At 64.7% G+C, this 25,431-nt stretch carries 23 protein-coding genes and 1 pseudogene; 11 read left to right on the top strand and 13 right to left on the bottom strand.

The genetic code is table 11. The features are described from left to right. Positions 1-79 precede the first annotated feature (79 nt). Genes sdhA through sdhC form a run of 3 tightly spaced genes read right to left on the bottom strand, consistent with a single transcriptional unit; the run spans position 80 to position 2,730 of the window. Positions 80-1,915 (bottom strand): succinate dehydrogenase flavoprotein subunit, encoded by a 1,836-nt coding sequence (sdhA, locus tag HZZ16_RS22865; RefSeq protein WP_197951942.1) that lies wholly within the window; start codon positions 1,913-1,915, stop codon positions 80-82. Positions 1,916-1,918: 3 nt separating this feature from the next. Continuing rightward, positions 1,919-2,335, bottom strand: a complete 417-nt coding sequence (gene sdhD, locus HZZ16_RS22860; protein ID WP_197951940.1) for a succinate dehydrogenase, hydrophobic membrane anchor protein — start codon at positions 2,333-2,335, stop codon at positions 1,919-1,921. After that, complete coding sequence (gene sdhC, locus HZZ16_RS22855; protein ID WP_025033170.1) at positions 2,332-2,730, bottom strand: succinate dehydrogenase, cytochrome b556 subunit; 399 nt, start codon at positions 2,728-2,730, stop codon at positions 2,332-2,334. The genes sdhD and sdhC overlap by 4 nt, the downstream gene beginning before the upstream one ends. A gap of 523 nt (positions 2,731-3,253) precedes the next feature. On the opposite strand from sdhC, the pseudogene HZZ16_RS22850 reads away from it, so the two are divergent. Then, positions 3,254-4,106: pseudogene (locus tag HZZ16_RS22850) on the top strand (sulfite exporter TauE/SafE family protein). Positions 4,107-4,225: 119 nt separating this feature from the next. Here the strand turns inward: HZZ16_RS22850 and HZZ16_RS22845 are convergent. Further along, on the bottom strand, positions 4,226-5,755 hold the full coding sequence (locus tag HZZ16_RS22845) for a malonate--CoA ligase (RefSeq protein ID WP_197951937.1): 1,530 nt from the start codon (positions 5,753-5,755) through the stop codon (positions 4,226-4,228). Positions 5,756-5,842: 87 nt separating this feature from the next. Here HZZ16_RS22845 and HZZ16_RS22840 point away from each other — a divergent pair, with 87 nt between their 5' ends. The 4 genes from HZZ16_RS22840 (at position 5,843) to HZZ16_RS22825 (ending at position 9,074) form a co-directional block, all read left to right on the top strand. After that, a complete protein-coding gene (locus tag HZZ16_RS22840; protein WP_197951935.1) occupies positions 5,843-6,604 on the top strand; it encodes an SDR family oxidoreductase in 762 nt (253 codons plus the stop codon). A gap of 305 nt (positions 6,605-6,909) precedes the next feature. Beyond that, positions 6,910-7,464, top strand: a complete 555-nt coding sequence (locus HZZ16_RS22835; protein ID WP_197951933.1) for a fasciclin domain-containing protein — start codon at positions 6,910-6,912, stop codon at positions 7,462-7,464. A 183-nt stretch (positions 7,465-7,647) separates the two neighbouring features. Then, positions 7,648-8,277, top strand: a complete 630-nt coding sequence (locus tag HZZ16_RS22830; RefSeq protein ID WP_197951931.1) for a cytochrome b/b6 domain-containing protein — start codon at positions 7,648-7,650, stop codon at positions 8,275-8,277. A gap of 14 nt (positions 8,278-8,291) precedes the next feature. Continuing rightward, positions 8,292-9,074 carry a molybdopterin-binding protein gene (locus HZZ16_RS22825; protein WP_197951929.1) on the top strand — a complete coding sequence of 261 codons (783 nt, stop codon included), beginning with the start codon at positions 8,292-8,294 and terminating at the stop codon, positions 9,072-9,074. Between the two features lie 119 nt (positions 9,075-9,193). On the opposite strand, the gene HZZ16_RS22820 is transcribed toward HZZ16_RS22825, so the two are convergent. Continuing rightward, positions 9,194-10,396 (bottom strand): YbfB/YjiJ family MFS transporter, encoded by a 1,203-nt coding sequence (locus HZZ16_RS22820; protein ID WP_197951927.1) that lies wholly within the window; start codon positions 10,394-10,396, stop codon positions 9,194-9,196. A 212-nt stretch (positions 10,397-10,608) separates the two neighbouring features. Here HZZ16_RS22820 and leuB point away from each other — a divergent pair, with 212 nt between their 5' ends. Then, a complete protein-coding gene (gene leuB, locus HZZ16_RS22815; protein WP_197951925.1) occupies positions 10,609-11,721 on the top strand; it encodes a 3-isopropylmalate dehydrogenase in 1,113 nt (370 codons plus the stop codon). Between the two features lie 154 nt (positions 11,722-11,875). Further along, positions 11,876-12,520, top strand: a complete 645-nt coding sequence (locus tag HZZ16_RS22810) for a DapH/DapD/GlmU-related protein (RefSeq protein WP_197951923.1) — start codon at positions 11,876-11,878, stop codon at positions 12,518-12,520. 213 nt (positions 12,521-12,733) lie between these two features. Here the strand turns inward: HZZ16_RS22810 and HZZ16_RS22805 are convergent, their stop codons facing one another. Both HZZ16_RS22805 and HZZ16_RS22800 read right to left on the bottom strand, forming a co-directional pair. Next, on the bottom strand, positions 12,734-13,120 hold the full coding sequence (locus HZZ16_RS22805) for a hypothetical protein (RefSeq protein WP_197951921.1): 387 nt from the start codon (positions 13,118-13,120) through the stop codon (positions 12,734-12,736). A gap of 170 nt (positions 13,121-13,290) precedes the next feature. Further along, positions 13,291-14,079, bottom strand: a complete 789-nt coding sequence (locus HZZ16_RS22800; RefSeq protein ID WP_197951919.1) for a hypothetical protein — start codon at positions 14,077-14,079, stop codon at positions 13,291-13,293. A gap of 117 nt (positions 14,080-14,196) precedes the next feature. On the opposite strand from HZZ16_RS22800, the gene HZZ16_RS22795 reads away from it, so the two are divergent. Further along, entirely contained in the window at positions 14,197-15,231 is a 1,035-nt protein-coding gene (locus HZZ16_RS22795; protein ID WP_197951917.1) for an aspartate-semialdehyde dehydrogenase, read from the top strand. Positions 15,232-15,236: 5 nt separating this feature from the next. On the opposite strand, the gene HZZ16_RS22790 is transcribed toward HZZ16_RS22795, so the two are convergent. The 4 genes from HZZ16_RS22790 to murJ form a co-directional block, all read right to left on the bottom strand. Continuing rightward, positions 15,237-15,806 (bottom strand): NifU family protein, encoded by a 570-nt coding sequence (locus HZZ16_RS22790; protein ID WP_197951915.1) that lies wholly within the window; start codon positions 15,804-15,806, stop codon positions 15,237-15,239. Between the two features lie 303 nt (positions 15,807-16,109). Then, positions 16,110-16,604: a universal stress protein gene (locus HZZ16_RS22785; protein WP_197951913.1), complete on the bottom strand. Its 495-nt coding sequence runs from the start codon at positions 16,602-16,604 to the stop codon at positions 16,110-16,112. Between the two features lie 106 nt (positions 16,605-16,710). Then, positions 16,711-17,763 carry a tryptophan--tRNA ligase gene (trpS, locus tag HZZ16_RS22780; RefSeq protein WP_197951911.1) on the bottom strand — a complete coding sequence of 351 codons (1,053 nt, stop codon included), beginning with the start codon at positions 17,761-17,763 and terminating at the stop codon, positions 16,711-16,713. 81 nt (positions 17,764-17,844) lie between these two features. Then, complete coding sequence (gene murJ, locus HZZ16_RS22775; protein WP_197951908.1) at positions 17,845-19,392, bottom strand: murein biosynthesis integral membrane protein MurJ; 1,548 nt, start codon at positions 19,390-19,392, stop codon at positions 17,845-17,847. A gap of 125 nt (positions 19,393-19,517) precedes the next feature. On the opposite strand from murJ, the gene HZZ16_RS22770 reads away from it, so the two are divergent. Continuing rightward, on the top strand, positions 19,518-20,519 hold the full coding sequence (locus HZZ16_RS22770) for an adenosine kinase (RefSeq protein WP_197951906.1): 1,002 nt from the start codon (positions 19,518-19,520) through the stop codon (positions 20,517-20,519). A gap of 276 nt (positions 20,520-20,795) precedes the next feature. Here HZZ16_RS22770 and HZZ16_RS22765 read toward each other — a convergent pair whose 3' ends face one another. After that, positions 20,796-21,992 carry a serine hydrolase domain-containing protein gene (locus tag HZZ16_RS22765; protein WP_197951904.1) on the bottom strand — a complete coding sequence of 399 codons (1,197 nt, stop codon included), beginning with the start codon at positions 21,990-21,992 and terminating at the stop codon, positions 20,796-20,798. 346 nt (positions 21,993-22,338) lie between these two features. On the opposite strand from HZZ16_RS22765, the gene HZZ16_RS22760 reads away from it, so the two are divergent. Beyond that, positions 22,339-22,659, top strand: coding sequence for a hypothetical protein (locus HZZ16_RS22760; protein ID WP_027572396.1), 321 nt, complete (start codon positions 22,339-22,341; stop codon positions 22,657-22,659). A 157-nt stretch (positions 22,660-22,816) separates the two neighbouring features. Continuing rightward, positions 22,817-24,310: an NAD-dependent succinate-semialdehyde dehydrogenase gene (locus HZZ16_RS22755; RefSeq protein ID WP_197951902.1), complete on the top strand. Its 1,494-nt coding sequence runs from the start codon at positions 22,817-22,819 to the stop codon at positions 24,308-24,310. Between the two features lie 166 nt (positions 24,311-24,476). Here the strand turns inward: HZZ16_RS22755 and HZZ16_RS22750 are convergent, their stop codons facing one another. Continuing rightward, the gene (locus HZZ16_RS22750) at positions 24,477-25,391 is read right to left on the bottom strand and encodes a phosphoribosylaminoimidazolesuccinocarboxamide synthase (protein WP_197951900.1); all 915 of its coding nucleotides are present in this window, start codon (positions 25,389-25,391) and stop codon (positions 24,477-24,479) included. Positions 25,392-25,431 lie beyond the last annotated feature (40 nt).

The following is a 25,431-nucleotide window of genomic DNA, read 5'->3' as shown; positions in this document are numbered from 1 at the left end:
TCGTCATTGCCGGGCTTGACCCGGCAATCCATCCTTTTTGAAGGATGGATGCGCGGGTCGAGCCCGCGCACGACAATGATCAATACACACGCGCCTTCGGCGGGATGTACTGCACGTCGTTGGTCATGGTGTAGTTGTGAACCGGGCGATACTCGATCCTGACCTTGCCGGCATCGTCCAGCCAGGCCAGCGTGTGCTTCATCCAGTTCTGGTCGTCGCGTTCGGAGAAATCCTCGCGGGCATGGGCGCCGCGGCTCTCGGTGCGGTTGGCGGCCGAGTTCATCGTCACCACCGCCTGCGAGATCAGGTTGTCGAACTCGAGCGTCTCGACGAGGTCCGAATTCCACACCAGCGAGCGGTCGGAGACGGCGATGTCGGTGATGCCGCTGTGGACCTTCGCGATCAGGTTCTGGCCTTCGCTCAGCACCTCGCCGGTGCGGAACACCGCGCAATTGTTCTGCATCACGTGCTGCATGCCTTCGCGCAGCTTCGCGGTCGGCGTGCCGCCTGAGGCATAGCGGTAATGGTCGAGGCGGCCGAGCGCCATCTCGGCCGAGTTCGCCGGCAGTTCGGGCTGCTTGGCATTGGGCGTGAGCTTTTCTGCGAGGCGGAGCGCTGCGGCGCGGCCGAACACGACGAGGTCGATCAGCGAGTTGGAGCCGAGGCGGTTGGCGCCGTGCACGGACACGCAGGCGGCTTCGCCGATCGCCATTAGGCCCGGGATCACCGCGTTGTCGTCGCCGTCCTTCTTGGTCAGCACCTCGCCGTGATAGTTCGTGGGGATGCCGCCCATGTTGTAATGCACGGTCGGCACGATCGGGATCGGCTCGCGCGTCACGTCGACATTGGCGAAGATCTTTGCCGATTCCGAGATGCCGGGCAGGCGCTCGGCGAGCACGGCAGGATCGAGATGGTCGAGATGCAGGAAGATGTGGTCCTTCTTCTTGCCGACGCCGCGACCCTCGCGGATCTCGATGGTCATCGCGCGCGAGACGACGTCGCGCGAGGCGAGGTCCTTGGCCGACGGCGCATAACGCTCCATGAAGCGCTCGCCCTCGGAATTGACGAGATAGCCGCCTTCGCCGCGCGCACCCTCGGTGACGAGGCAGCCCGAGCCGTAGATGCCGGTCGGGTGAAACTGCACGAACTCCATGTCCTGCATCGGCAGGCCGGCGCGCAGCACCATGCCGCCGCCGTCGCCGGTGCAGGTGTGTGCCGACGTGCACGAGGCATAGGCGCGGCCGTAGCCGCCGGTCGCCAGGATCGTGGTCTGGGCGCGGAAGCGATGCAGCGTGCCGTCGTCGAGCTTGAGCGCAATGACGCCGCGGCAGGTGCCCTGGTCGTCCATGATCAGGTCGATGGCGAAGAACTCGATGAAGAACTCGGCCGCGTGGCGCAGCGACTGGCCGTACATCGTGTGCAGCATGGCATGGCCGGTGCGGTCGGCGGCGGCGCAGGTGCGCTGCGCCTGGGCCTTGCCGAACTCGGTGGTCATGCCACCGAACGGACGCTGGTAGATCTTGCCGTCCTCGGTGCGCGAGAACGGCACGCCCCAATGCTCGAGCTCGTAAACCGCGTCGGGCGCGTTGCGCACCATGTATTCGATCGCGTCCTGGTCCCCGAGCCAGTCCGACCCCTTCACGGTGTCGTACATGTGCCAGCGCCAGTCGTCCTTGTGCATGTTGCCGAGCGAAGCGGAGATGCCGCCCTGCGCCGCGACGGTGTGCGAACGGGTCGGAAACACCTTGGTGATGCAGGCGGTGCGAAGGCCGGCTTCGCTGCAGCCGACCACCGCGCGCAGGCCTGCGCCGCCGGCGCCGACCACGACGACGTCATAGGTGTGGTCTTCGATCGGATAGGCTTTTCCGTTGGTGGCGGGAGCGCCGATGCCCTTGCCATTCGTCTCAGCGGCCATGGGTTACACTCCGGAAGAAAGCTTCAGGATCGCGTAGGTCGAGGCGAGCGCCACGGCGACCGAGAAGAAATTGTTGAGCATGATCGCGGTGAGCTTCAGCTTCTCGTTATGGACGTAGTCCTCGATCACCACCTGCATGCCGATCTTCATGTGCCAGGCGCTGGCGAAGATGAAGAGGAGCAGGATCACCGCAACGGGAATGGAGCTCAGGGTCTGCGCCGCGTAGACTTGGTTGCGGCCGAGCAGCATCATGATGATCACGAGCGCCGGGATCATCAGCAGCGTCATGGCAACGCCGGTGATGCGCTGACGCCAGAAATCGGATGTGCCGGAATGCGCGGCGCCGAGATTGCGGACGCGACCGAGCGGCGTGCGCATCGAGGGACGCCTCGGAGAGCCGTGGGATTCGTCGAAGCTCATCGGCCGCCTCCGTTCGCATAGGCGATGATCCAGATCAGCACCGTCAGCGCGATGCCGCCGATCAGGGCGCCCCAGGTCAGCGCTTCGCGCTCATTGGCCTTGAAGCCGTAGCCGAGATCCCAGACGAAATGCCGGATGCCGCTAAGCATATGGTGCATTAGGGCCCAGGTGTAGCCGAACACGATGAGCCGGCCGATGATGCTGCTCGAGAAGGCCTGGACATGGGCATAGGCGGCCGGGCCGGATGCCGCGGCAACCAGCCACCAGACCAGCAGCAGGGTTCCGACATAGAGGGCGATACCGGTGGCGCGATGGACGATGGACAGCGCCATCGTCAGCGTCCAGCGATAGGTTTGGATGTGCGGCGAAAGCGGTCGTTCGATCCGTGCGGTCATGGGCGGCTTTTGATGTTTGTTGCGGCCCAGCATGGGGCGCGCGGGGATCGCGAAAGGTTGGCTCTATTTACGGAGTCGATTTGGCCTGCGCAATCACCAAATCGCCATAAACCGAACTGTGGTTCAGCTCTATGGCCTTGATGAACCAAGGCCAATCCGGGTCTTGGTATACCAGCATATCGGTTCGCCAACGAAAATGAGAATAGAAATTCATTCCTTCAGCGCAGGCGTCGCGGCGCATTGAAATCACTATTGGAACGCCTCTAAGCCGCCCCCGAGCCCCCGTGGTCGCAACTCGGCCAGGGAATGATGCTGCGCGCGAACCGGCCCGGATGTTGTCCGATTGCGGTTCTCGACGCGCGCACCGGTCTCGCGCTGCGGACCGATATGCGCAGCCTGCATTCCACCCCAGCCGGGCCGCGCGACGTGTCGACCGCCTAAATCGGATCGCCTACAGCTGCCGATGCGGCCGGCTCCGAACGTGCGTCTCGGGCGGGCAGACCGGGCGCCGCGCAGGTCTGGGGTGATTGCAGGTCTTGATATCAGGGAGATCATCGAGCTCGCGCTGCTGCTGATCGCCACCGGCGCGCTTTCTGGCCGGCGTATTCGGCATCGGCGGCGGCGCTATACCCGTGCCGGTGTTCTACGAATGCTTCCGCATCGCCGGCGTCCCGCTGGAGGTGCGGATGCCGCTCTGCGTCGGCACCTCGCTCGCCGGGATCATTCCAACCTCGATCCGCTCGTTCCGGGCGCACTACAAGCGCGGCGCAGTCGACATGGCGATCCTGCGCGTCTGGTGGCTGCCGATCCTGATCGGCGTCATCGCCGGCAGCGTGGTCGCGCGGTTCGCGTCGGAGCGGCTGTTCAAGATCGTCTTCGTCGCCGTGGCCTGGTCAGCCGCAATCCGGCTGATCTTCGCGCGCGAGACCTGGAAGCTCGGCGATGATCTGCCGAAGGGACTGTTGATGCGCGTCTACGGCTTCTGCGTCGGCATCCTCTCGACCCTGATGGGCATCGGCGGCGGCCTGTTCTCGAACCTGCTGATGACCTTCTACAGCCGTCCCATTCATCAGGCGGTCGCGACCTCGTCGGCTCTCGCGGTGCTGATCTCGATTCCCGGCGCGCTCGGCTACATCTACGCCGGCTGGCCTGCTGCCGCCAACTATCCGAGCGTCGCCGCGCTGCAAATCCCGTTCACCCTCGGTTACGTCTCGCTGATCGGCGCCGTGCTGGTGATGCCGATGAGCCTCGTCACCGCGCCGCTGGGCGTGCGAGCCGCGCATGCAATGTCCAAGCGCAGGCTGGAAGTGGCGTTCGGGTGTTATCTGTTGATCGTCGGCAGCCGGTTTGTGCTGAGCCTTGTGGGCGGGCTGTAGCCGCTACGACCTCCGTCATTGCGAGCGCAGCGAAGCAATCCAGAATCGTTCCGCAGAGGCAGCTTGGATTGCTTCGTCGCAAGAGTTCCTCGCAATGACGCCGAAAGGGCGGAGCCCCCTCATTTCTTCGCGTAAATGTCCTTGTACGTCTCGCGCAAGATGTTCTTCTGCACCTTGCCCATGGTGTTGCGCGGCAGCTCGTCGACCACGAAGACGCGCTTCGGCATCTTGAACTTCGCGAGGCGCCCTTCGAGGCCCTTCAGCACGGCTGCTTCATCGATGCTCGCGCCGGGCTGGCGCACCAGCACGGCGGTGACGCCCTCGCCGAAATCGGCATGCGGCACGCCGATCACGGCGGACTCCACCACGCCGGGCATGGCATCGATCTCGCTCTCGATTTCCTTCGGGTACACGTTGAAGCCGCCGGAGATGACGAGATCCTTGCCGCGACCGAGGATGTGCACGTAACCCTTCGCATCGATCTTGCCGAGATCGCCGGTGATAAAAAAGCCGTCGGGCCGGAATTCGGCCTTAGTCTTCTCCGGCATGCGCCAATAGCCCTTGAAGACGTTCGGCCCCTTCACCTCGATCATGCCGATTTCCTCGCGCGGCAGCTCTTTCCCCGTCTCGGGATCGGTGACGCGCACAGAGACACCCGGCAGCGGGAAGCCGACGGCGCCGGGCACGCGCTCGCCATCGTAGGGGTTCGAGGTGTTCATGTTGGTTTCGGTCATGCCGTAGCGCTCGAGCACGGCATGGCCCGTGCGCGCCGACCATTCGCGATGGGTCTCGGCCAAGAGTGGCGCCGAGCCCGAGATGAACAGCCGCATGTGCTTCGTCGTCTCATGCGACAGCGCTGGGTTCTGCAGCAGGCGGGTGTAGAAGGTCGGCACGCCCATCAGCACCGTCGCGCGTGCCATCTGCTTGATGATCAGGTCCGGATCGAGCTTCGGCAGAAAGATCATCGAGGCACGCGCGAACAGCGTCACGTTGGTCGCCACGAACAGGCCGTGGGTGTGGTAGATCGGCAGCGCGTGGATCAGGACGTCCTTGTCGGTGAAGCGCCAATAGTCGACGAGCGAGAGCGAGTTGGACGCCAGATTGTCATGCGTCAGCATCGCGCCCTTGGAGCGCCCTGTCGTGCCCGAGGTATAGAGGATCGCGGCGAGATCGTCATTTTCGCGCGGCACTGTCGTGAACTCGCGGCTCGCTTTGTCTGAGGCCTCCGTCAAGGAACCCTTGCCGTCAGCCCCGAGCGTCTCGACCTTGGCCTTCACCTTGCCTGCGATCGGCGCGAGCCCCTCCGCCTTGGAGGGATCGCAGACCACGAGCGATGGCTCGGCATCGCCGATGAAGTAGTCGAGCTCGTTGAGCGTATAGGCCGTGTTCAGCGGCAGAAAGACCGCGCCGGCGCGCACCGTGCCGAGATAGAGCACGATGTTGGCGACCGACTTTTCCACCTGCACCGCGACGCGGTCGCCGGGCTTGACGCCGCGCGCGACCAGCACGTTCGCCATCTGGCCGGCGCGCGCGATCAGATCGCCATAGCTGATAGGGGCGCCGTCATGCGTCTCGATGGCGAGCCGTGTCGGATCGTCCAGGCCGTCGAACAGGCGGGAAAACAGGTTGGCGTCGGCAGCTTGGTTCATGCAACATTCCTCGCCGGCTTGAGGCCGGTCAAAACCGAGGGCTGGATTAGCAAAAACCGCCCCGATGAAGCAACGGAGACAGTTTGCATGTCAAGAAACGGAAAACGCGTGGCCTGGGTCACGGGCGGTGGCAGTGGGATTGGGGAGGCCGGCGCTGAGGCGTTGGCTGCCGACGGCTGGACGGTGGTGGTCTCGGGCCGGCGCAGGGATGCGCTGGATGCCGTGGTCGCGAAGATCACGAAAGCAGGAGGCGCGGCCGAGGCCATTGCGCTCGACGTCTCCCACGCGGCCGCAGCCCAGAAGGCGGCCGATCAGATCGTCGCCAAGCACGGCCGCATCGACCTGCTCGTCAACAATGCCGGCATCAATGTCCCCAAGCGCAGCTGGAAGGACATGGAGTTGGAGGGCTGGGACAGACTGGTCCAGGTCAATCTCAACGGCGTGCTTTATTGCATGCGCGCCGTACTGCCGACGATGCGCCAGCAGCAGGACGGTTCCATCATCAACGTCTCGTCCTGGGCCGGCCGTCACGTCTCGAAGATGCCGGGCCCGGCCTACACCACCACCAAGCACGCGGTGCTGGCGCTGACCCATTCCTTCAACATGGACGAATGCGTCAACGGCCTGCGCGCCTGCTGCCTGATGCCGGGCGAGGTGGCGACGCCGATCCTGAAGCTGCGCCCGGTGGTGCCGAGCGAAGCCGAGCAGGCGAAGATGCTGCAGCCGGAAGACCTCGGCCGTACCATCGCCTTCATCGCGAGCATGCCGGCCAGAGTCTGCATCAACGAAGTGCTGATCAGCCCGACGCATAATCGCGGGTTCATTCAGACCCCGAATAACAGGGATTGATTGGCCCATAACTGTGGCTCGTCATTGCGAGCGAAGCGAAGCAATCCAGGAATGCGTCCGCGGACAAAATCTGGATTGCTTCGTCGCAAGGGCTCCTCGCAATGACAGCGGATGGACCCCACGAACATCCCCGCCGATAGTTTCACCCATCACAAAGAATTTTTCCTCGAAACCGCGCGCCAAACCCTCCCGTAGTTCGGTCCAACGACGGCACTGCTGCATCACCCTCAATTGTCGCAGGCGCCGTTGTTGCCCCAACTCAACGCCGGCCATCGCCGGTCTCAATTCAATCGGGAGATTCTCTCATGTCGAAGCGCATTGCCTATCTCGCTGCCGCCGCCTTCAGCGCCCTGGCCCTCACCGCGACCGTCGTCGCGCCCGTCAGTGCCGAGGAAAAGACCGTGATGGTCGGCGGCGCCGCGATGTACCCGTCCAAGAACATCGTCCAGAACGCGGTCAACTCCAAGGACCACACCACGCTGGTGGCGGCGGTGAAGGCGGCCGGTCTGGTGCCGACGCTCGAAGGCAAGGGCCCGTTCACAGTGTTCGCGCCCACAAACGCCGCCTTCGGCAAGCTGCCGGCCGGCACCGTCGACAATCTGGTCAAGCCGGAGAACAAGGCGACGCTGGCCAAGATCCTCACCTACCATGTCGTGCCCGGCAAGCTCGCGGCCTCCGACCTCACCGACGGCAAGAAGCTGACGACCGCAGAAGGCGAGGAGCTGACAGTCAAGAAAATGGACGGCAAGGTTTGGATCGTCGACGCCAAGGGCGGCACCTCCATGGTGACGATCTCCAACGTCAACCAGTCGAACGGCGTGATCCATGTGGTCGACACCGTGCTGATGCCGGCGACGTAACACCGCACGATCCTGTTTCATCCCCGAACAGGATGGCCTTTGGACCGCGAGCCGGGGATACCCGGCTCGCTTTTTTGTGACCACAATAGCCGTACGGCATCGATCCGATGGCGGACGGGATGTAACGAAAGCCGAAACACCGGCGTATAATCGCTGTCACACGACCCCAGAATGGAACCCGCCATGGCGAGCCTCACAGTCACCGACGAGCAGGTCAGGGCTACCAAGTCCAAAGTGATCCAGCCGGCCTGGGTGCGGGTCATGCATTGGGTCAACGCCTTCGCCATGATCCTGATGATCCTGTCGGGCTGGCAGATCTACAACGCCTCGCCGCTGTTCGACTTCCGCTTTCCGCGTGAATACACGCTCGGCGGCTGGCTCGGCGGCGGCCTGCTCTGGCATTTTGCGGCGATGTGGCTGCTGATGATCAACGGCCTCGCGTATCTCGTCACGGGCTTTGCCACCGGCCGCTTCCGCAAGAAGCTGCTGCCGATCACGGCATCCGGCGTGCTCCATGACGTCAGGGCTGCGCTGACCTTCAAGCTCGGCCATGACGATCTCACCGTCTACAATTACGTGCAGCGGCTGCTCTATGCCGGCATCATCGTGGTCGGCGTGCTGATCGTGCTGTCGGGCCTTGCGATGTGGAAGCCCGTGCAGCTCTATTATCTCGTGATGCTGTTCGGCGATTATCCGGCCGCGCGCTATGTCCACTTCTTCTGCATGGCCGCGATCTGCGCCTTCCTCGTCATTCACGTCCTGCTTGCGCTGCTGGTGCCGAAGAGCCTGCGCGCGATGATCATTGGCCGCTGATTAGGAGAATTATCATGGCCAAGCGTCCCTTCCTGATCCCCGGCGTCGACAAACGATTGCTGATCAAGGACTCCATCAAGACCATGCCTGACGTCACCCGCCGCCGCTTCATCGCGGGCGGCGCCAGCTTGGGCGCGCTGACGCTGCTCACCGGCTGCGACGTCGTCGATTCCTCCTCGGCCGAGGAGATGCTGAAGAGCGTCTCGAAATTCAACGACGCGGTGCAGGCCTTCATTTTCAATCCCGACGCGCTGGCGCCGACCTTCCCCGAAAGCGCGATCACCAAGCCGTTCCCGTTCAACGCCTATTACGATCTCGACGATGCGCCTGACATCTCGGCCGCGGACTGGAAGCTCGAGGTGCGCGGCCTCGTCGACAACAAGAAGTCCTGGACGTTGGAGGAGCTCTACAAGTTGCCCCAGGTCACGCAGATCACGCGTCACATCTGCGTCGAGGGCTGGAGCGCGATCGGCAGCTGGACCGGCACGCCCATGCGCGATTTCTTGAAACTGATCGGTGCCGACACGCGGGCGAAATATGTCTGGTTCCAGTGCGCCGACAAGGACGGCTACAACTCGCCCTTGGACATGCGCAGCGCGCTGCATCCGCAGACCCAGATGACATTCAAATACGCCAATGAGATCCTGCCGCGCGCCTACGGCTTCCCGATGAAGATCCGCGTACCGACCAAGCTCGGCTTCAAGAACCCGAAATACGTGGTCTCGATGGAAGTCACCAACGACTACAAGGGCGGCTATTGGGAAGACCAGGGGTATAATTCGTTCAGTGGAAGCTAGCTCCGCTGTCGTAGGGTGGATTAGCCGAGCGGCTGCGCGAAGCGCAGTCGGTGGGCGTAATCCACCATACTTCCGCAGTTGCCGAGCGAAGTTGGTGGATTACGCTTCGCTAATCCACCCTACGGCACCGATTGCTTGGTCGGCCCCACCTTCCGCTGGCACAACGCCGCCAGAGCCCCGAGCGCCAGCAGCGCCGCCGACACATTCAGCGCGTAGCTCAAGCTCCCCAACGCATCCGTGATCGCGCCGACCACGATCGGCCCGAGCGTCTGGCCGATGCCGAACGAGATCGTCATCGCCGCGATCGCGGTCGGCCACGCAGGCGGCGGATAGTTGAAGCGGACGAAGGCGGTTGTCGAGCCGACCACGGCGAAGAAGGCGACGCCGAACACGATCGCGGAGACCGCGAGCCAGGCCGGCGAATGCCCGAGCATCGGCAAGGCTGCGCCAGCTGCGTTGGTGCCGAGGATGATGGCGGTGGCAAGTCCGCCGCGATCGAGCGCCAGCACGCTGCGCCAGGCCCAGGGCGTCACGAACGCGGATAGACCAATCAGGCCCCAGAACGCAGCCTGCGCCGCGGCCCCGCCGCCGCCGTCGCGCACATATGCGATCATGAAGGTCATGTAGGCGATGTAGCCGGCGCCGAAAAGGAAGTAGGCGGCGAGATAGATCAGCACGGGGAGGATCGCGAACGCGCCGTGACCGGCTTCCGAAAAGCGGACACTGCTCTCGATGCGGATCAGAAACAGCGGGATCGTCATCGCGACCGACAGCAGCGTCAGCGCCCACCACACGATCCACCACGAACCTGGCCCAAAATATTGGAGCGTGAACGGGGCGATCAGCCCCGAGGACAGGATGCCGATGCCGGGTCCGGCATAGAACAGGCTCAGCAGGAAATTGGCGCGTTCGGGCCGCGACTGGGCGATGGTGGCGGCAAGCGCGCCGCCGGCGACGAAGCCGGCCGCCGCGCCCAGGCCCAGCACCAGGCGCGCCAGGCTCAGCGCGACGAAATTCCCCGTCAGCGCGCAGGTGGCGAGCGCGACGACGCAGGCGACGGTTCCACCGCGGATTGCGGCGGCCCAGCCGACGCGCTGGATCAGGCGGGACGCCACCAGCGCGCCGACGAGATAGCCGACGGCGTTGATCGTGTTCATGAAACCGGCCGCTGAGTAGGACCAGCCGAGGTCCTCCCGCATGTCCGGCAGCACCAGCGCATAGGCGAAGCGGCCGATGCCGAGACCGACGGTGGCGGCGAGCGACAGGGTTAGGATCAGCCGTGCGGGATGCGCGTAGGACGGGGCGCGGTCAGGTGCGTGCAAAGGGATACTCCGGCCTGTCCAGTGTGGCAGGCCCCGCCCGCCTTGCACAGCCGCACCCCGGCAATGGTGTCTTGCCAAGCGCGCAACGCCGCTCTAGCACTCCGGCCGAAATTCATCCCGCTCGTCATGCCCGGGCTAGGGCATCCATCCTTCAAAAAAGCTGGATTGCCGGGTCAAGCCCGGCAATGACGAAAAAATCTGAGGTGACGACCATGGCGACCCACAAACTGCTGCTGCTCCCCGGCGACGGTATCGGCCCCGAGGTGATGGGCGAGGTGAAGCGGCTGATCGACTGGCTCAATTCGGCCGGGATCGCCAGGTTCGAGACCGACACCGGCCTCGTCGGCGGCTCCGCCTATGACGCGCACAAGGTGTCGATCTCCGAAGGCGACATGGCCAAGGCCAAGGACGCCGACGCCGTGATCTTCGGCGCGGTCGGCGGCCCGAAGTGGGATGCCGTGCCTTACGAGGTGCGCCCGGAAGCCGGCCTCTTGCGCCTGCGCAAGGATCTCGCGCTGTTCGCCAACCTCCGTCCCGCCGTGTGCTACCCGGCGCTGGCGGATGCCTCGAGCCTGAAGCGCGAGGCGGTCGAGGGCCTCGACATCGTCATCGTGCGCGAGCTCACCGGCGGCGTCTATTTCGGCGAACCCAAGACCATCACCGATCTTGGTAACGGCCAGAAGCGCGCCATCGATACCCAGGTCTACGACACCTATGAGATCGAGCGCATCGGCCGCGTCGCCTTCGAGCTTGCCAGGAAGCGCAAGAACAAGGTGACGTCGATGGAGAAGCGCAACGTCATGAAGTCGGGCGTGCTCTGGAACGAGGTCATGACTCAGGTCCACAAGCGCGAGTATCCCGACGTCACGCTCGAGCATCAGCTCGCCGATTCCGGCGGCATGATGCTGGTGAAATGGCCCAAGCAGTTCGACGTCATCGTCACGGACAATCTGTTCGGCGACATGCTCTCCGACATCGCGGCGATGCTCACCGGCTCGCTCGGCATGCTGCCCTCGGCCTCGCTCGGCGAGGTCGACGTCAAGACGAAGAAGCGCAAGGCGCTGTACGAGCCCGTGCACGGCTCGGCCCCCGATATCGCCGGCAAGGGCCTCGCCAATCCCATCGCGATGATCTCGTCCTTCGGCATGGCGCTGCGCTATTCCTTCGATATGGGCGATCTCGCCGACAAGGTCGACCAGGCGATCGCCGCCGTGCTGGCCAGCGGCCTTCGCACCGCCGATATCAAGTCGGAAGGCACCACGTCGGCCTCGACCACGCAGATGGGCGAAGCGATCCTGAAGGAATTGCAGAAGCTGCACGCGTAAGGCGGCAAGCACAGAATCGTAGGGTGGGTTAGCCATGCGGGCTGCGCGAAGCGCAGACTGTATGCTAACCCACCTCTTCTGTTCTCCGCGGAAACCAGAGTGGTGGGTTACGCTGCGCTAACCCACCCTACGCAACTGTTCTCGGAGCCGCCTCATGGATGCCTCACCCCGCCCCAAGATTGCGGAAACCATCATCCACGAGACGGTGCGCCTGCGCGAGGCGCAGATCGGGCGCCGCTGCGAGGTGCTCGCGGGCACACGCATCGAATATGCCTCGCTCGGCGACTATTCCTATCTTGGCGAAAATTGCGACGTCGCCGATGCCGCGATCGGCAAGTTCACGGCGATCGCCAACTCGGTGCGGATCGGTGCGCCGAACCACCCGATGGGACGTCCCTCCCAGCACCGCTTCACCTATGTCCCCGAATATTACGAGGCGAGCGCGACGCGCGACCGCGACTTCTTCGCAGGTAGGCGCAGCGACCGGGTGATCGTCGGCAACGACGTCTGGATCGGCCACGCCGCCATCCTGCTGCCGGGCGTGAGCGTCGGCGACGGCGCAGTGATCGCCGCCGGCGCCGTCGTCAGCCGCGATGTCGAGCCTTATACCATCGTCGGTGGCGTTCCCGCCCGTCCGATCCGCAAGCGCTTCGACGAGACCGTTTCCGCAAGCCTGCGCCGCATTGCCTGGTGGGATTGGCCGGATGCGCTGATCTTCGAGCGTCTCGGTGATTTCCGCTCCGAGGCCATCGACGAATTTTGCCGGCGCTATGACCCCGCGTTTGGCGCTAACACGTAGCCTCAGCCGTCATTGCGAGGAGCCCGCGACAAAATTGCGAAGCAATTTTGCGCTGGCGACGAAGCAATCCAGAATTTCTCCGCGGAGGGATTCTGGATTGCTTCGCTGCGCTCGCAATGACGATGGAGAAGCGGGAGGGCCCCACGGCACCGCCCCGAAAACAAAAATGGCCGAGCGTAAGCCTGGCCATTTTGATTCAGATCGCTGCCCGCCTCAGTACAGCGGGAAGTTCTGCGGATAGCCGCCGACATCCAGCGGCGGCGAGAGCGGCTGGCGGTCGATCGGCCGGTTGAGGTTCTCGCGGGCGAAGGACGGATAGCCCACGGCCGGCGGGAAGGCGTAGTCGGTGAACTTGCGGTCGCCCGGATTGACCTCGGTGCCGCCGTCCAGCCACGAGCGCTTGCTCACATAGATGCGGGTGCGGCCCTGCTGGTAGACCGCGTTGGGGCCGCTCGGGCCGTAATAGGGCCGGCCGCGCTCGTCGTAGCGCTGCTTGGTCCTGGTTTCGGCGGAAGCCGGGGTCGCGAACGCGATGGCAATTGCGGCGCCCGCCGCAAGCAATGTCGCCAGTTTGTTCGCGGCAGAAAATTTCAAGCTCATCACGTCCCCTTCAGGCGGCAGGCCGCCAGTCGATTTCACCCCATACTAGCCCGGCCGGGGCGGACGCAACTAGGTCAATTGGGTCACACCAGCTCGGAATAATCGAGCGCGCCGGCAAAAGTTGCATGCAAACCAGCCACTTGAGCTTGATGCAGAATCCTTGATGCAGGTCAAAGCGCTCCGCGCAATTGCGCGTTCGCAGCGCCCAGCAGCCAGTCCGGCGAACCCTTTAGGTCGCAGCCACGGCGCCTGAGCTCGGCATGGGCGAACAAGTCCGCCAGCCTCGGCTCGTTGCCCGAGGCCAGCAGCGTCAGCCGGTTCAACGTGCAGGCGATCGCCGCGCGGCGGGCGGGCAAGCTGTCGCCCTGGCAGGAGAAGCCGGAGATCTGCAAGCCCGGCTCCTCGTAGCGCTTGAGATAGCCGAGGCAGGCCTGCGTCCCCTCCGCCGCGCCGACCGGCCGGAACAGGGCAACGGGGCCGAATTTGGTGTCGATCAGGCCAGCCTGCTCGAACGGGGCATCTGTATCCAAACCCATCCGAGCGGCCAGACTCGCGGCCGCCAGCCGTGTCACGTCGAATTCGGCGCCTTGGCGGTAGATCTCGAGCTCGGCCACCGGCTTGTCCGCCATGTCGGTCCAGCGCAGCACGTCCCTGCGGCCGCCTTCGGGATGCCGAAAGATGATGTAAGAGGCTGGTTTCTCTGATGAATCGATCCGACTGACGGCGAAGGCCGGATGCGAGCGGTTGGCGATGCTCCAGCCCGGTCTGTCCGCAGGACCATCGCCCCGCAGGTCAGGCAGCTGTCCGAGGTCTGCGAGGGCGAGGATGGCAAACAGGGCAAGCGCCCCCACATAGGCGACCAGATGCGCCAGCGTGCCGACGATCTCGTCGGCGACGGCCAAGAGCGTCAGCTGGATCTGGGTAGGGCTAACGGCCGTGCCGGCCTCAGGCGACTGCATCCACGGCCTTCAGGCATGGTCTTAACGTTGTCTTGAGGCCGGTTCTCGCATAGAAGCGCTGCTCTTCCTGTTTAAGCGTCAGCTTCGGGAACGGGCTTTTTCATCGGAGAGTGAACGATGGGTTACAAAGTCGCAGTCGTCGGCGCGACCGGCAATGTCGGTCGGGAAATGCTCAACATCCTGGATGAGCGCAAATTCCCCGCGGACGAGGTCGTGGCCTTGGCCTCACGCCGCAGCGTCGGCGTCGAGGTCTCCTACGGCGACCGTACCCTGAAGGTGAAAGCGCTCGAGCATTACGACTTCTCCGACGTCGACATCTGCCTGATGTCGGCGGGCGGCTCGGTGTCGAAGGAATGGTCGCCCAAGATCGGCGCCGCCGGCGCTGTGGTGATCGACAATTCCTCGGCCTGGCGCATGGATCCGGATGTGCCGCTGATCGTACCCGAGGTGAATGCGGCCGCGACCGAAGGCTTCAAGAAGAAGAACATCATCGCCAACCCGAACTGCTCGACCGCGCAGCTCGTGGTCGCGCTCAAGCCCTTGCACGACAAGGCGACGATCAAGCGCGTCGTGGTCTCGACCTATCAATCGGTGTCGGGCGCCGGCAAGGACGCGATGGACGAATTGTTCTCGCAGACCAAGGCCGTCTACACCAATGACGAGCTGGTCGCGAAGAAATTCCCCAAGCGCATCGCCTTCAACGTCATCCCCCACATCGACGTCTTCATGGAGGACGGCTACACCAAGGAAGAGTGGAAGATGATGGCGGAGACCAAGAAGATCCTGGATCCCAAGATCAAGCTCTCCGCCACCTGCGTGCGCGTGCCTGTGTTCGTCGGCCATTCCGAGGCCGTCAACATCGAGTTCGAGAATCCGATCAGCGCGGACGAAGCCCGCGAGATCCTGCGCAAGGCGCCGGGCTGCCTCGTCATCGACAAGCAGGAGCCCGGCGGCTACGCGACACCTTATGAGGCGGCCGGCGAGGACGCGACTTACATCAGTCGCATCCGCGAGGACGCGACGGTGGAGAACGGCCTCGTGCTCTGGTGCGTGTCCGACAACTTACGCAAGGGCGCCGCGCTCAACGCGATCCAGATCGCGGAAGTCTTGATCAACCGCAAGCTGATCACCGCCAAGCAGAAGGCGGCGTAACCGGCTTACATCGGCCGGACTTCGACCACGTCGGGCACGAAGTGCTTGAGCAGGTTCTGGATGCCGTGCTGGAGCGTCGCCGTCGATGACGGGCAGCCGGAGCAGGCGCCCTTCATGTTGAGATAGACGATACCGTCCTTGAAGCCGCGGAAGGTGATGTCGCCGCCGTCATTGGCGACCGCCGGCCGCACCCGGGTCTCGATCAGGTCCTTGATCATGTCGACGGTCTCGGCGTCGGCCTCGTCGAAGAACTCGTCTTCGTCATCGAGATCGGCCTCGCCCGCGGCCGTGCCGTCGGCAAGCAGCGGCGCGCCCGACATGTAGTGCTCCATGATGGCGCCGAGGATTGCCGGCTTGAGCTGCTGCCATTCACCGCTCGCTTTGGTCACGGTGATGAAGTCCGATCCATAGAACACGCCGGTGACGCCGGGCACCTCGAACAGCTTTTCGGCGAGCGGCGAACGCGTGGCCTGCTCGCGGCTCGAAAACTCCACCGGGCTGCCGTCGACCACGATGCGGCCGGGAATGAACTTCAGCGTGGCGGGATTGGGGGTGGCTTCGGTTTGAATGAACATGGTTTTCTCCAGACGTCGCCGGTTCAAGGCCGGCGCGTGCTCTCTCCCTAGCAGATGGCGACGGGGAACGCACGATCAAGGGGTCGGAACGGCGTTCCGCAATTATATCAGGGAGTTAGGGCCGCTCTTACCCTCCCCTGGAGGGGGAGGGTCGGCTCATGTCGAGCGAAGCGAGGCGTGAGACGGGGTGGGGTGACGGTCTCTCCTCACGCGACAGTGCCCGTGTGGAGAGATCACCCCACCCCGCTCGCGCTGCGCGCGATCGACCCCTCCCCCTCCAGGGGAGGGTAAGAGGCACCGCCGCTATGACAGCGAATCCACGCTCTGGTCGCTCAGCGCGCCCGAGATGATCGTCACCGGGACCGGGAACGTGCCGAGCGCGTGTGCGAGGAGCGAGACCAAAGGCCCGGGCCCTTCCGCGCCGGGATTGGCGGCGAGCACCAGCATGGCGATGTCAGCGTCCTCGTCGATCACGGCGAGCAGCTGCTCCAACGCTTCGCCTTCGCGGATCACCCGCTCCGGCGTGATGGCGGCGATGCCGTTGGCTCTGCCCGCGGCGCGGTCGAGCGCGGCTTCGGCAGCTTCCTGCGCCTCGGCGCGCATGATGTCGGCGACGCCGAGCCATTCCTGGCTCTGCTGTTCCGGCTCGATGATGCGCAGCATCACCACGCCGCCGCCGGCGCGGATCGCCCAGCGGCTGGCATAATAGACGGCGCGATCCCATTCGGCGCTGTCGTCGACGATGACGAGGCATTTGGGCTTGTGACCCGGCTCGTAGCAAAGTCGCTTGCTGGTCATGCATGTCCCGGATTGTGCACGGGAAGCATGCTGCCACACTCCCGCGATGTTTGGGAGAGGCGAAGCGGCCGGCGCTGTCGCGCCAGCCGGTCTTGCGAAGCGCGCCTTAGCGCCGGCGGATGAAGCCGACGATGTCCTTGGAGAGCTTCATCGTCTCGTCGGCGATCGCGCGCGCCCGGTCGGATCCCTCGTTCAGGATCGCGTCGATATGGCCGGGGTCGGCGACGAGGCGCTTCATCTCGCCGGCGATCGGCGCGAGTTTTGTCACGCACAGCTCCGCCAGCGCGTTCTTGAAGCTGGAGAACTGGCCGCCGCCAAAATCGCGCAGCACGTCCGCCTTGGAACGGCCGGAGAGCGCCGCGAAGATGCCGACGAGATTGTCGGCCTCGGGCCGCGCTTCCAGGCCCTTCTCTTCGGTCGGCAGCGGCTCAGGATCGGTCTTCGCCTTGCGGATCTTCTGCGCGATGGTGTCGGCATCGTCGGTGAGATTGATGCGCGAATTGTCGGAGGCGTCCGACTTCGACATCTTCTTAGTGCCGTCGCGCAGGCTCATCACGCGCGTCGCGGGGCCGGTGATCAAGGGTTCCGGCAGCGGGAAGAACAGCCCGTCAGTGGTGCCCTGCGCGCGGATCGAGTCGCCGAAGTCGTTGTTGAACTTCTGCGCGATGTCGCGCGAGAGTTCGAGATGCTGCTTCTGGTCCTCGCCCACGGGAACGTGGGTGGCACGATAGAGCAGAATGTCGGCGGCCATCAGCACGGGATAATCGAACAGGCCGACCGAGGCGTTCTCGCGGTCCTTGCCGGCCTTCTCCTTGAACTGGGTCATGCGGCCGAGCCAGCCCATGCGTGCGACACAGTTGAAGATCCAGGCGAGCTCGGCATGACCGGAGACCTGGCTCTGGTTGAACACGATGTGCTTCTTCGGGTCGATGCCGGCCGCGATGAACGCGGCGGTCACCTCGCGGGTGTTGCGCGCGAGCTCGACCGGCCCGCCCCAGACGTCCACCCCCTGCGTGATCGCATGCATGTCGACGACGCAATAGATGCAATTGTGGGTTTCCTGCATCTTTACGAAGTTGACGATGGCGCCGAGGTAATTGCCGAGGTGCAGATTGCCCGTCGGCTGGACGCCCGAAAAGACCCGTTCAACGAATGGCATGGTCAGCCTTCCCAAAGGTATTCGGCCGTCGTTTCCAACAGCGGCGCTGCCCCGTCAAGGGTCTTTCGCTGGGCCGGCGGTTCAGCCGGGCCGTTTCAACGCGTTAACCGCCTCGCGCCAGGAGGCGGCGCCGAGGATCTGCAGCAGCAGGCCGTAGACGGCGATCCCGGCCGCGATCTGCAAAGCCAGCACGACGAATTTGATCAAGCCATGGATCTTGAAGTCATGGGTCTCGGCCGGCACCAGTCCCGTGGTCAGCCAGAGCAAGGCGCCCATGGCGATCGCGGCCAGCACGATCCGCGGCAATCGCGTGCGGGCGCTGGCGTCGATCGAGAAGCCGAATTCGCCCGCGCCCTTTCGGAGCAGCGAGAGCGCACTGCTCCAGGCGCCGGCCGCGATGCTCGCCGCGATCCCGCTCGCGCCGAAAAAATGTCCGAGCAGAACCGCGAGGGCGACCGCGACCACAACACCTTTGGCGGTGGCCTTGAGTGGCGTCATCGTGTCGCTGCGGGCATAGAACGCCGGCGACAGCGCCTTGATCAGCACATGCGCCGGCAGCCCCAGCGCCAGCCACATCAGCGCGCGCGCAGTGGCAGTGCTGTCCTCCGCGCCGAACGCGCCATGCTCGAACAATAGGCGCACGATCGGCTCGGCCAACACGATCAGGCCGAATGTGGCCGGCAGCGCCAGCCCGGTCGCAAGCTCCAGCGCGCGGGATTCAGCATGCGCCACCGCGTCGCGATCGGAGCTAGCGACGGCGCGCGTCAGCTCCGGCACCAGCACCGTGCCCATGGCGACGCCGGCGATGCCGAGCGGCAGCTCGATCAGGCGGTTGGCGAAATAGAGCCAGGACACCGCGGACGGCGTCGCGGACGCGATGATCGTGCCGGCCACCATGAGCCATTGCGGCCCCGAGCTTGCGATCATGCCGGGGATCGCCTTGGCGAAGAAGCCGCGCATCTCCTTGTCGAAACTGGCGCGCAGCGGTGTCGCAAGGCGCGCACTTCGCTGCGACAGCAGCATCAGCAATTGCAGCAGGCCGGCGAGGCCGATTGTTGCCGCCAGGATCCACGCCGCGAAGCCGGCCTCTGCCCGCCAGACGAGCAGCACCGCGATCGCGGCGATCAGCGCAATGTTGAACAATAGCGGCGAGAAGGCCGTCAGCGCGAAGCGTCCCTGCGCGTTGAGCAGCCCCATCAGCACGGTGACGGGACCGGCGAAGGCGAGGTAAGGCAGCATCAGCCGCGCGTTCTGAACCGCAAGATCGAGCGTGCCGCTGCCGAGGAATCCCGGCGCGATCACCGTCATGATCAGCGGCATCAACAATGCGATCAGGAGCGAGATCGCGATCAGGGCCGCGCTGACCGTGCCGAGCACGCGTCCGGCGAACGCGGCGGCTTCCGCACCCCCGTCGCGGTCCCGCACACCCAGCCAGGCCGGGATCAGCGCCGCGTTCAGCGCGCCCTCGCTGAGCAGCCGCCGCACCACGTTGACGAGCTGGAACGCCGCCAGAAACGCGTCCGCCACGGCGCCGGTGCCGAGCAGCGCCGCAATCAGGGAATCGCGGGCAAAACCCAGGAGGCGCGACGCCAGCGTTCCCGTCGAGACGGTCAGGAAGGAGCGGATCATTACTCTCGAAAATACCGTTGCTTGCCCGCCGAGGCCCGGTCGTGATAGGCCGCGAGCTTGGATTTCAGGCCGACAGGAAGCGGATTTCCGGTTAGATCGCAATCCGGCAAACAGGATCAAAGTGAATGGCTGACGTGAAATATGACGTTCTCGGCATCGGCAACGCGCTGTTCGACGTGCTGGTTCGGACCGACGAGGCTTTTCTGGCCAAGCATGGCATGACCAAGGGCAGCATGTCGCTGATCGACGAGGCGCGCGCCGCCGCCATCTACAAGGACATGGGTCCGGCGACCGAGGTCTCGGGCGGCTCGGCGGCCAACACCATCGTCGGCATCGGCAGCCTGGGGGCGCGCGCCGCCTATGTCGGCAAGGTCAAGGATGACCAGATCGGCAAGCTCTACGCCCATGACATCCGCGCCGCCGGCGTTGTCTTCAACACGCCCGCCGCCAAGGACGGCCCCGCCACCGGCTGCTCCTACATCCTGGTCACCGGCGATGGCGAGCGCACCATGAACACCTATCTCGGCGCGGCGCAGGACCTGTCGCCGGCAGACATCGACCCGGCCGAGATTGCGGGCGCTGGCATCGTCTATCTCGAAGGCTATCTCTGGGACCCCAAGAACGCCAAGGAGGCCTTCGTCAAGGCGGCCAAGATCGCCCATGACGCCAAGCGCAAGGTGGCGCTGACGCTATCGGATTCCTTCTGCGTCGATCGCTATCGCGACGAGTTTCTCTCATTGATGCGGAGCGGCACCGTCGACATCGTGTTCGCCAACGAATCCGAGCTGCACTCGCTCTACATGACCTCGGACTTCGACACCGCGCTGAAGCAGCTGCGCAACGACGTCAATCTTGGCGTCGTCACCCGTAGCGAGAAGGGCTGCATGGTGGTGTCGTCGGAAGACGCCGTCGCAGCGCCGGCCTTCCCGGTCGAGAAGGTGGTCGACACCACCGGCGCCGGCGACCTCTTCGCCGCCGGCTTCCTCTACGGCCTCGCGCGCAACTTCGGCTACAAGCAGTGCGGCGAGCTCGGCGCGCTCGCCGCCGCCGAAGTCATCCAGCACATCGGCGCCCGCCCGCTGGTGTCGCTGAAGGAGCTCGCCGAGCAGCGCGGGTTGACCGCTTAGCTCTTACCCTCCCCTGGAGGGGGAGGGTCGATCGCGCGCAGCGCGAGCGGGGTGGGGTGACGGTCTCTCGGCACATTCAGTGCTTATGGGGCCTCTGCGTTCTCTGAAACCGCATCGCTTCGCGATCCAGACCTTTGCCGCGGCTTCACCCCACCTCGGTTCGCATGCCGCTTCGCTGCATGCGAACCGATCCTCCCCTCCAGGGGAGGATGGGAGTTCGTGTCTCGGCCGTCGCTTACCGCGATACGGCTGAGGATGTGAGAGCCATGCGCCCCCTCACGCCGCCTTCTGCCCGCTTCCGGCAGCATCGAGCCCGGCATAAACGCCGCGCTCGAAGCCAGCGAACGCCTCCAGGCATTTTGCATCCGCGAACGGCAGCAGCTGCATCAGGATCACGCCGGTGACGTCGCGCGCCGGGTCGATCCAGTAATAGGTGTTCGCGAGGCCCGCCCAGGCGAGGCTGCCGGCGCTGCGGCCCTCGGCGGTCTTTTGCGTGTTGATCATGAAGCTGAGGCCCCACTTCTTCACCTGCTCCGGGTAGAGATCGACGTCGTTGGTGTACATCGGCGCCGCCGTCGTCATCTTGCCCATGGCGAGATCGCCGATGTGGTTCTGTCCCATCGTCGCGACCGTCTCGGCTTTCAGCACCTGGTTGCCGTTGCCGTGGCCCTTGTTCAGGATCATCTGGGTGAACTTGATGTAGTCGCCCGCGGTCGAATAGAGGCCGCCGCCGCCCATGTGGAATTCCGGCTCCTGCTCCAGCTCGAACGGGATCGCTGCCAGCTGGCCGTCCTCGCCCCGGGCATGCATGCCGACCAGGCGCTTGCGCATGTCGTCGGTGATCTTGAAAGCGGTGTCGCGCATGCCGAGCGGCGCGAACAGATTGTCGCGCAGGTACGCGTCGAGCCGCTTGCCGCTGGCGGCCTCCACGGCTTTGCCGACGAAATCGATATTGGTGCCGTATTCCCAACGCGTGCCGGGGTCGGACATGATCGGCGTCTTCAATGCCGCGTTCTGGCAGGTGGTGATGGCGGGGATGCCGTTTTTGTCCAGATAGACCGCGAGATCGCCGTTCCACATGTTGTAGCAGAAGCCGGCGGTGTGGGTCATGAGCTGGCGCAGCGTGATCGGCCCCTTGGCCGGCCGCAGCTTCGCCTCGCCCTTGGCATCAAAGCCTTCGAGCACTTGCGGATTGGCGAGATCGGGCAAGACATCGCTGATCGGCGCATCCAGCGACAGCTTGCCCTGCTCGACCAGCTGCATCGCGCCCGCTGTTGTCACTGCCTTCGTCATCGACGCGATCCAGAACACGCTGTCAACACTCATCGCATCGGGCCTGGACAGGTCGCGCTTGCCGAACGCGCCCTGATACAGCACGTCGCGGCCGCTGGCCGCGATGGCGACGACGCCCGGAATCTCCTTGGTCTCGCACTTCTGACGCAGAATCTCATCGATCTGGGCTTGGCTTTGCATGGCGTTTCCTCGGGTTTGATTATTATTGGAAGTGCTCGATTGTCCTCCGGCATGTCCTGCGCGGCAAGCGCGTTCGGATGCCCGCCATGGTCGCGATGTCGTGACTTGACGGTCTGCGGCCGGCGCAGGACGACAGGGCGGCTGAACTGCAACACTCCGTCACAATCTGCGGTGGACGAACGCAGCCCACCGTGACCGTGGACAAGCCTCGACGGTATGTTTTGCGTGTTTGATTCACTTGAAACATTTTGTGCGTTGCGGCGTTTCAGCACGCGGCCAAATCGGCCGATGACGTTCAGACGTGACGCCAATGGGCGGCTGCTGCCGGCCGCGAGGGGGACCTCAGATGATTTCGACCTGGAGCGAATGGAAGCGCTATCCCCGTCCCGGACGGGGCGAGAACCTGGAGGCGCCGATTTCGCCCGGCATTTACGAGGTTCGCGTCGCCGGTACCGGCGCTCTCTATTCCTTCGGCGCCGTCGACAATCTGGCGCAGGCGCTGGCGCTGCTGCCAGTCGGCTCGAAATCGTGGTTCGGCCGTCGCGACACCTCCCACGTTCCCGATCTCGAATACCGGACCTGCGCGACGTCCACCAAGGCGGACGCCAAGGCCGCGGCCGAGCGCATGATCGGCCGCCGCGAGACCTATATGAGCGGCGCGGCCTGACCGTTCCTTGATCGCGAGGCCAACCTCTCCCCGTCGGGAGAGGTGAGTAACCTGAGGCTCCCGGCTTACTCCCAGCAGATGTGCGTTGTGGGGCGGTGCATTGGACATCGCTTGCTCCTATATTCCGGGCCGATCCGATCGCCCCAGGGAGTACGCCATGACACCGACCGCCGCCGCACGCGCCCCGCAAGCCACCGCCACCCTGCGCGACCGGTTGAAGGACCCGTCGCTCTTGAAGGAGGCCTGCTACATCGACGGCGCCTGGGTCGGCACGCCGGTCTTCGCCGTCAACAATCCCGCCACCGGCGTCGAGCTCGCCAAGGTGCCGCAGCTTGGTGCACATGACACCACCCGGGCGGTCGAAGCCGCCGAGCGCGCGTTCCCGGGCTGGGCCAAGCACACGGCCAAGCAGCGCTCCAACATCCTGCGCAAATGGTTCGAGCTGATCACCGCGAACCGCGAGGATCTCGCGCTGATCCTCACCTCCGAGCAAGGCAAGCCGCTCACCGAGGCGCTCGGGGAGGTCGATATCGGCGCCGCCTATATCGAGTTTTTTGCCGAAGAAGCCCGCCGCGTCTATGGCGAGACCATCCCGACCCAGCGCGCCGATGCGCGCCTGCTCGCGATCAAGCAGCCGATCGGCGTCTGCGGTGCGATCACGCCGTGGAATTTCCCGAACTCGATGATCACGCGCAAAGTGTCCCCGGCGCTGGCGGCCGGCTGCACCGTGGTGCTCAAGCCCGCCAACGAGACGCCGTTGTCGGCGCTGGCGCTGGCCGTGCTCGCCGAGAGGGCCGGCATTCCCAAGGGCGTGCTCAACATCATCACGGGTGACGCGCCGCCGATCGGCAAGGTGCTGTGCGAGCATCCGGCGGTGCGCTTCGTCGGCTTCACCGGCTCCACCGCGGTTGGCAAGATCCTCTATCAGCAGGCCTCGGTCGGCGTGAAGCGGCTCGGCCTCGAGCTCGGCGGCAACGCGCCCTTCATCGTGTTCGACGATGCCGACATCGATGCGGCGGTCGAAGGCGCGATCGTCTCGAAATACCGCAACATGGGCCAGACCTGCGTCTGCGCCAACCGCATCTACGCCCAGGACAAGATCTACGACGAGTTCGTGCAGAAGCTATCGAAGAAGGTCGCGGCGATGAAGCTCGGCGACGGCACCGAGAGTGGCGTCACGCAGGGTCCGCTGATCAACATGAAGGCGGTCGACAAGGTCGAGCGGCACATCGCCGACGCGGTGAAGCGCGGCGCCAAGGTGGTTACCGGCGGCAAGCGCAGCGAGCTCGGCCGCTCCTTCTTCGAGCCGACGGTGCTGGCCGACGTCAAGCCGGACTCGCTGGTGTCGCAGGAGGAGACCTTCGGACCGCTCGCGCCCGTGATCCGCTTCAAGGACGAGGCCGACGTCATCGCGATGTGCAACGCCTCGCCGTTCGGCCTTGCCTCGTATTTCTATTCCCGCGATATCGGCCGCGTCTGGCGCGTCGCCGAAGCGCTGGAATCAGGCATGGTCGGCGTCAACACCGGCCTCATCACCACCGAGGTCGCGCCCTTCGGCGGCGTCAAGGAAAGTGGCCTCGGCCGCGAAGGTTCGCGTCACGGCATGGAAGAATATGTCGAGATCAAATACGTGATGATGGCGGGGGTGTGAGAGCCGCCGTTGTCTGGCGATGTGAGCCAGGTGGAGATGTCGGAGAGGCCCACCGGCCTCTCCCCGTCATTGCGAGCGCAGCGAAGCAATCCAGAATCCCTCCGCGGAACGACTCTGGATTGCTTCGCTACGCTCGCAACGACGGAGCGCGCAGGGGTAGCGAACCCTAAATCTTCAGCTCATTCCCCGTCACGCGCCGATACGCCTCGAGATACCGCTTGCTGGTCGCGTCCACCACGCTGGCCGGCAGCGGCGGCGGCGGGGCGTCGCCGTTCCAGCGGCCGGCGCGGCGCTCGGCGTCGAGATAGTCGCGCAGGGGCTGCTTGTCGAAGCTCGCCTGCGGCTGGCCCGGCTTGTAGGCGTCCACTGCCCAGAAGCGCGACGAATCCGGCGTCATCACCTCGTCGATCAGGATGATGCGGCCGTCCTTGTCGCGACCGAACTCGAACTTGGTGTCGGCGATGATGATGCCCTGCTCGCGGGCGAGCTCCTCGCCGAGCGTGTAGATCGCGCGCGTCATGCTTTCCAGCGTGTAGGCGACGTCGTCGCCGACCACCGCGCGCATCTTCGCGATGGTGATGTTCTCGTCATGGCCGCTCTCGGCCTTGGTCGCCGGGCTGAAGATCGCAGGCTCCAGCTTCTCGCTCTCGACAAGGCCTGGCTTCAGCTTCTCGCCCGCGAGCGTGCCACTCGCGGCATATTCCTTCCAGGCGGAGCCTGAGAGATAGCCGCGGATCACGCATTCGATCGGAAACACAGTGGTGCGTTTGCACAGCATGGCGCGGCCGAGGATCTGGTCGCGATGAGCCTTCAGTGCCGGTACGGCCGCAACGATCTCGTCGCTATCCGCGCTGATCATGTGGTGCGGCACCACGCCTTCCAGCTCATTGAACCACCACGCGCTGATCTGCGTCAGCACCGCGCCCTTCATCGGGATGGTCTCGCCCATCACGACGTCGAAGGCGCTGATGCGGTCGGTGGTGACGAGCAGCAGGCGGTCGTCGTCGACGGCATAGATATCGCGCACCTTGCCGCGTCCGATCTTGGGGAGCGGCAGGTCGCTGGAGAGCATGGTGGTCATCGGCAAAGCCTTCGCACAAGGAATCCAGCCGCATTCGGTT

The organism is Bradyrhizobium glycinis, from assembly GCF_016031655.1.
Taxonomy (GTDB): Bacteria; Pseudomonadota; Alphaproteobacteria; order Rhizobiales; family Xanthobacteraceae; genus Bradyrhizobium; species Bradyrhizobium glycinis.
Note: the sequence above shows the minus strand (reverse complement) of the source record. Positions and strands in the feature narration are given on the sequence as shown.

Bases quoted from the DNA above. Each gene is read 5' to 3' on its own strand.
- sdhA (WP_197951942.1), bottom strand. From the start codon at position 1,915: ATGGCCGCTGAGACGAATGGCAAGGGCATCGGCGCTCCCGCCACCAAC.
- sdhD (WP_197951940.1), bottom strand. From the start codon at position 2,335: ATGAGCTTCGACGAATCCCACGGCTCTCCGAGGCGTCCCTCGATGCGC.
- sdhC (WP_025033170.1), bottom strand. From the start codon at position 2,730: ATGACCGCACGGATCGAACGACCGCTTTCGCCGCACATCCAAACCTAT.
- HZZ16_RS22845 (WP_197951937.1), bottom strand. From the start codon at position 5,755: ATGAACCAAGCTGCCGACGCCAACCTGTTTTCCCGCCTGTTCGACGGC.
- HZZ16_RS22840 (WP_197951935.1), top strand. From the start codon at position 5,843: ATGTCAAGAAACGGAAAACGCGTGGCCTGGGTCACGGGCGGTGGCAGT.
- HZZ16_RS22835 (WP_197951933.1), top strand. From the start codon at position 6,910: ATGTCGAAGCGCATTGCCTATCTCGCTGCCGCCGCCTTCAGCGCCCTG.
- HZZ16_RS22830 (WP_197951931.1), top strand. From the start codon at position 7,648: ATGGCGAGCCTCACAGTCACCGACGAGCAGGTCAGGGCTACCAAGTCC.
- HZZ16_RS22825 (WP_197951929.1), top strand. From the start codon at position 8,292: ATGGCCAAGCGTCCCTTCCTGATCCCCGGCGTCGACAAACGATTGCTG.
- leuB (WP_197951925.1), top strand. From the start codon at position 10,609: ATGGCGACCCACAAACTGCTGCTGCTCCCCGGCGACGGTATCGGCCCC.
- HZZ16_RS22810 (WP_197951923.1), top strand. From the start codon at position 11,876: ATGGATGCCTCACCCCGCCCCAAGATTGCGGAAACCATCATCCACGAG.
- HZZ16_RS22805 (WP_197951921.1), bottom strand. From the start codon at position 13,120: ATGAGCTTGAAATTTTCTGCCGCGAACAAACTGGCGACATTGCTTGCG.
- HZZ16_RS22800 (WP_197951919.1), bottom strand. From the start codon at position 14,079: ATGCAGTCGCCTGAGGCCGGCACGGCCGTTAGCCCTACCCAGATCCAG.
- HZZ16_RS22795 (WP_197951917.1), top strand. From the start codon at position 14,197: ATGGGTTACAAAGTCGCAGTCGTCGGCGCGACCGGCAATGTCGGTCGG.
- HZZ16_RS22790 (WP_197951915.1), bottom strand. From the start codon at position 15,806: ATGTTCATTCAAACCGAAGCCACCCCCAATCCCGCCACGCTGAAGTTC.
- HZZ16_RS22785 (WP_197951913.1), bottom strand. From the start codon at position 16,604: ATGACCAGCAAGCGACTTTGCTACGAGCCGGGTCACAAGCCCAAATGC.
- trpS (WP_197951911.1), bottom strand. From the start codon at position 17,763: ATGCCATTCGTTGAACGGGTCTTTTCGGGCGTCCAGCCGACGGGCAAT.
- murJ (WP_197951908.1), bottom strand. From the start codon at position 19,392: ATGATCCGCTCCTTCCTGACCGTCTCGACGGGAACGCTGGCGTCGCGC.
- HZZ16_RS22770 (WP_197951906.1), top strand. From the start codon at position 19,518: ATGGCTGACGTGAAATATGACGTTCTCGGCATCGGCAACGCGCTGTTC.
- HZZ16_RS22765 (WP_197951904.1), bottom strand. From the start codon at position 21,992: ATGCAAAGCCAAGCCCAGATCGATGAGATTCTGCGTCAGAAGTGCGAG.
- HZZ16_RS22760 (WP_027572396.1), top strand. From the start codon at position 22,339: ATGATTTCGACCTGGAGCGAATGGAAGCGCTATCCCCGTCCCGGACGG.
- HZZ16_RS22755 (WP_197951902.1), top strand. From the start codon at position 22,817: ATGACACCGACCGCCGCCGCACGCGCCCCGCAAGCCACCGCCACCCTG.
- HZZ16_RS22750 (WP_197951900.1), bottom strand. From the start codon at position 25,391: ATGACCACCATGCTCTCCAGCGACCTGCCGCTCCCCAAGATCGGACGC.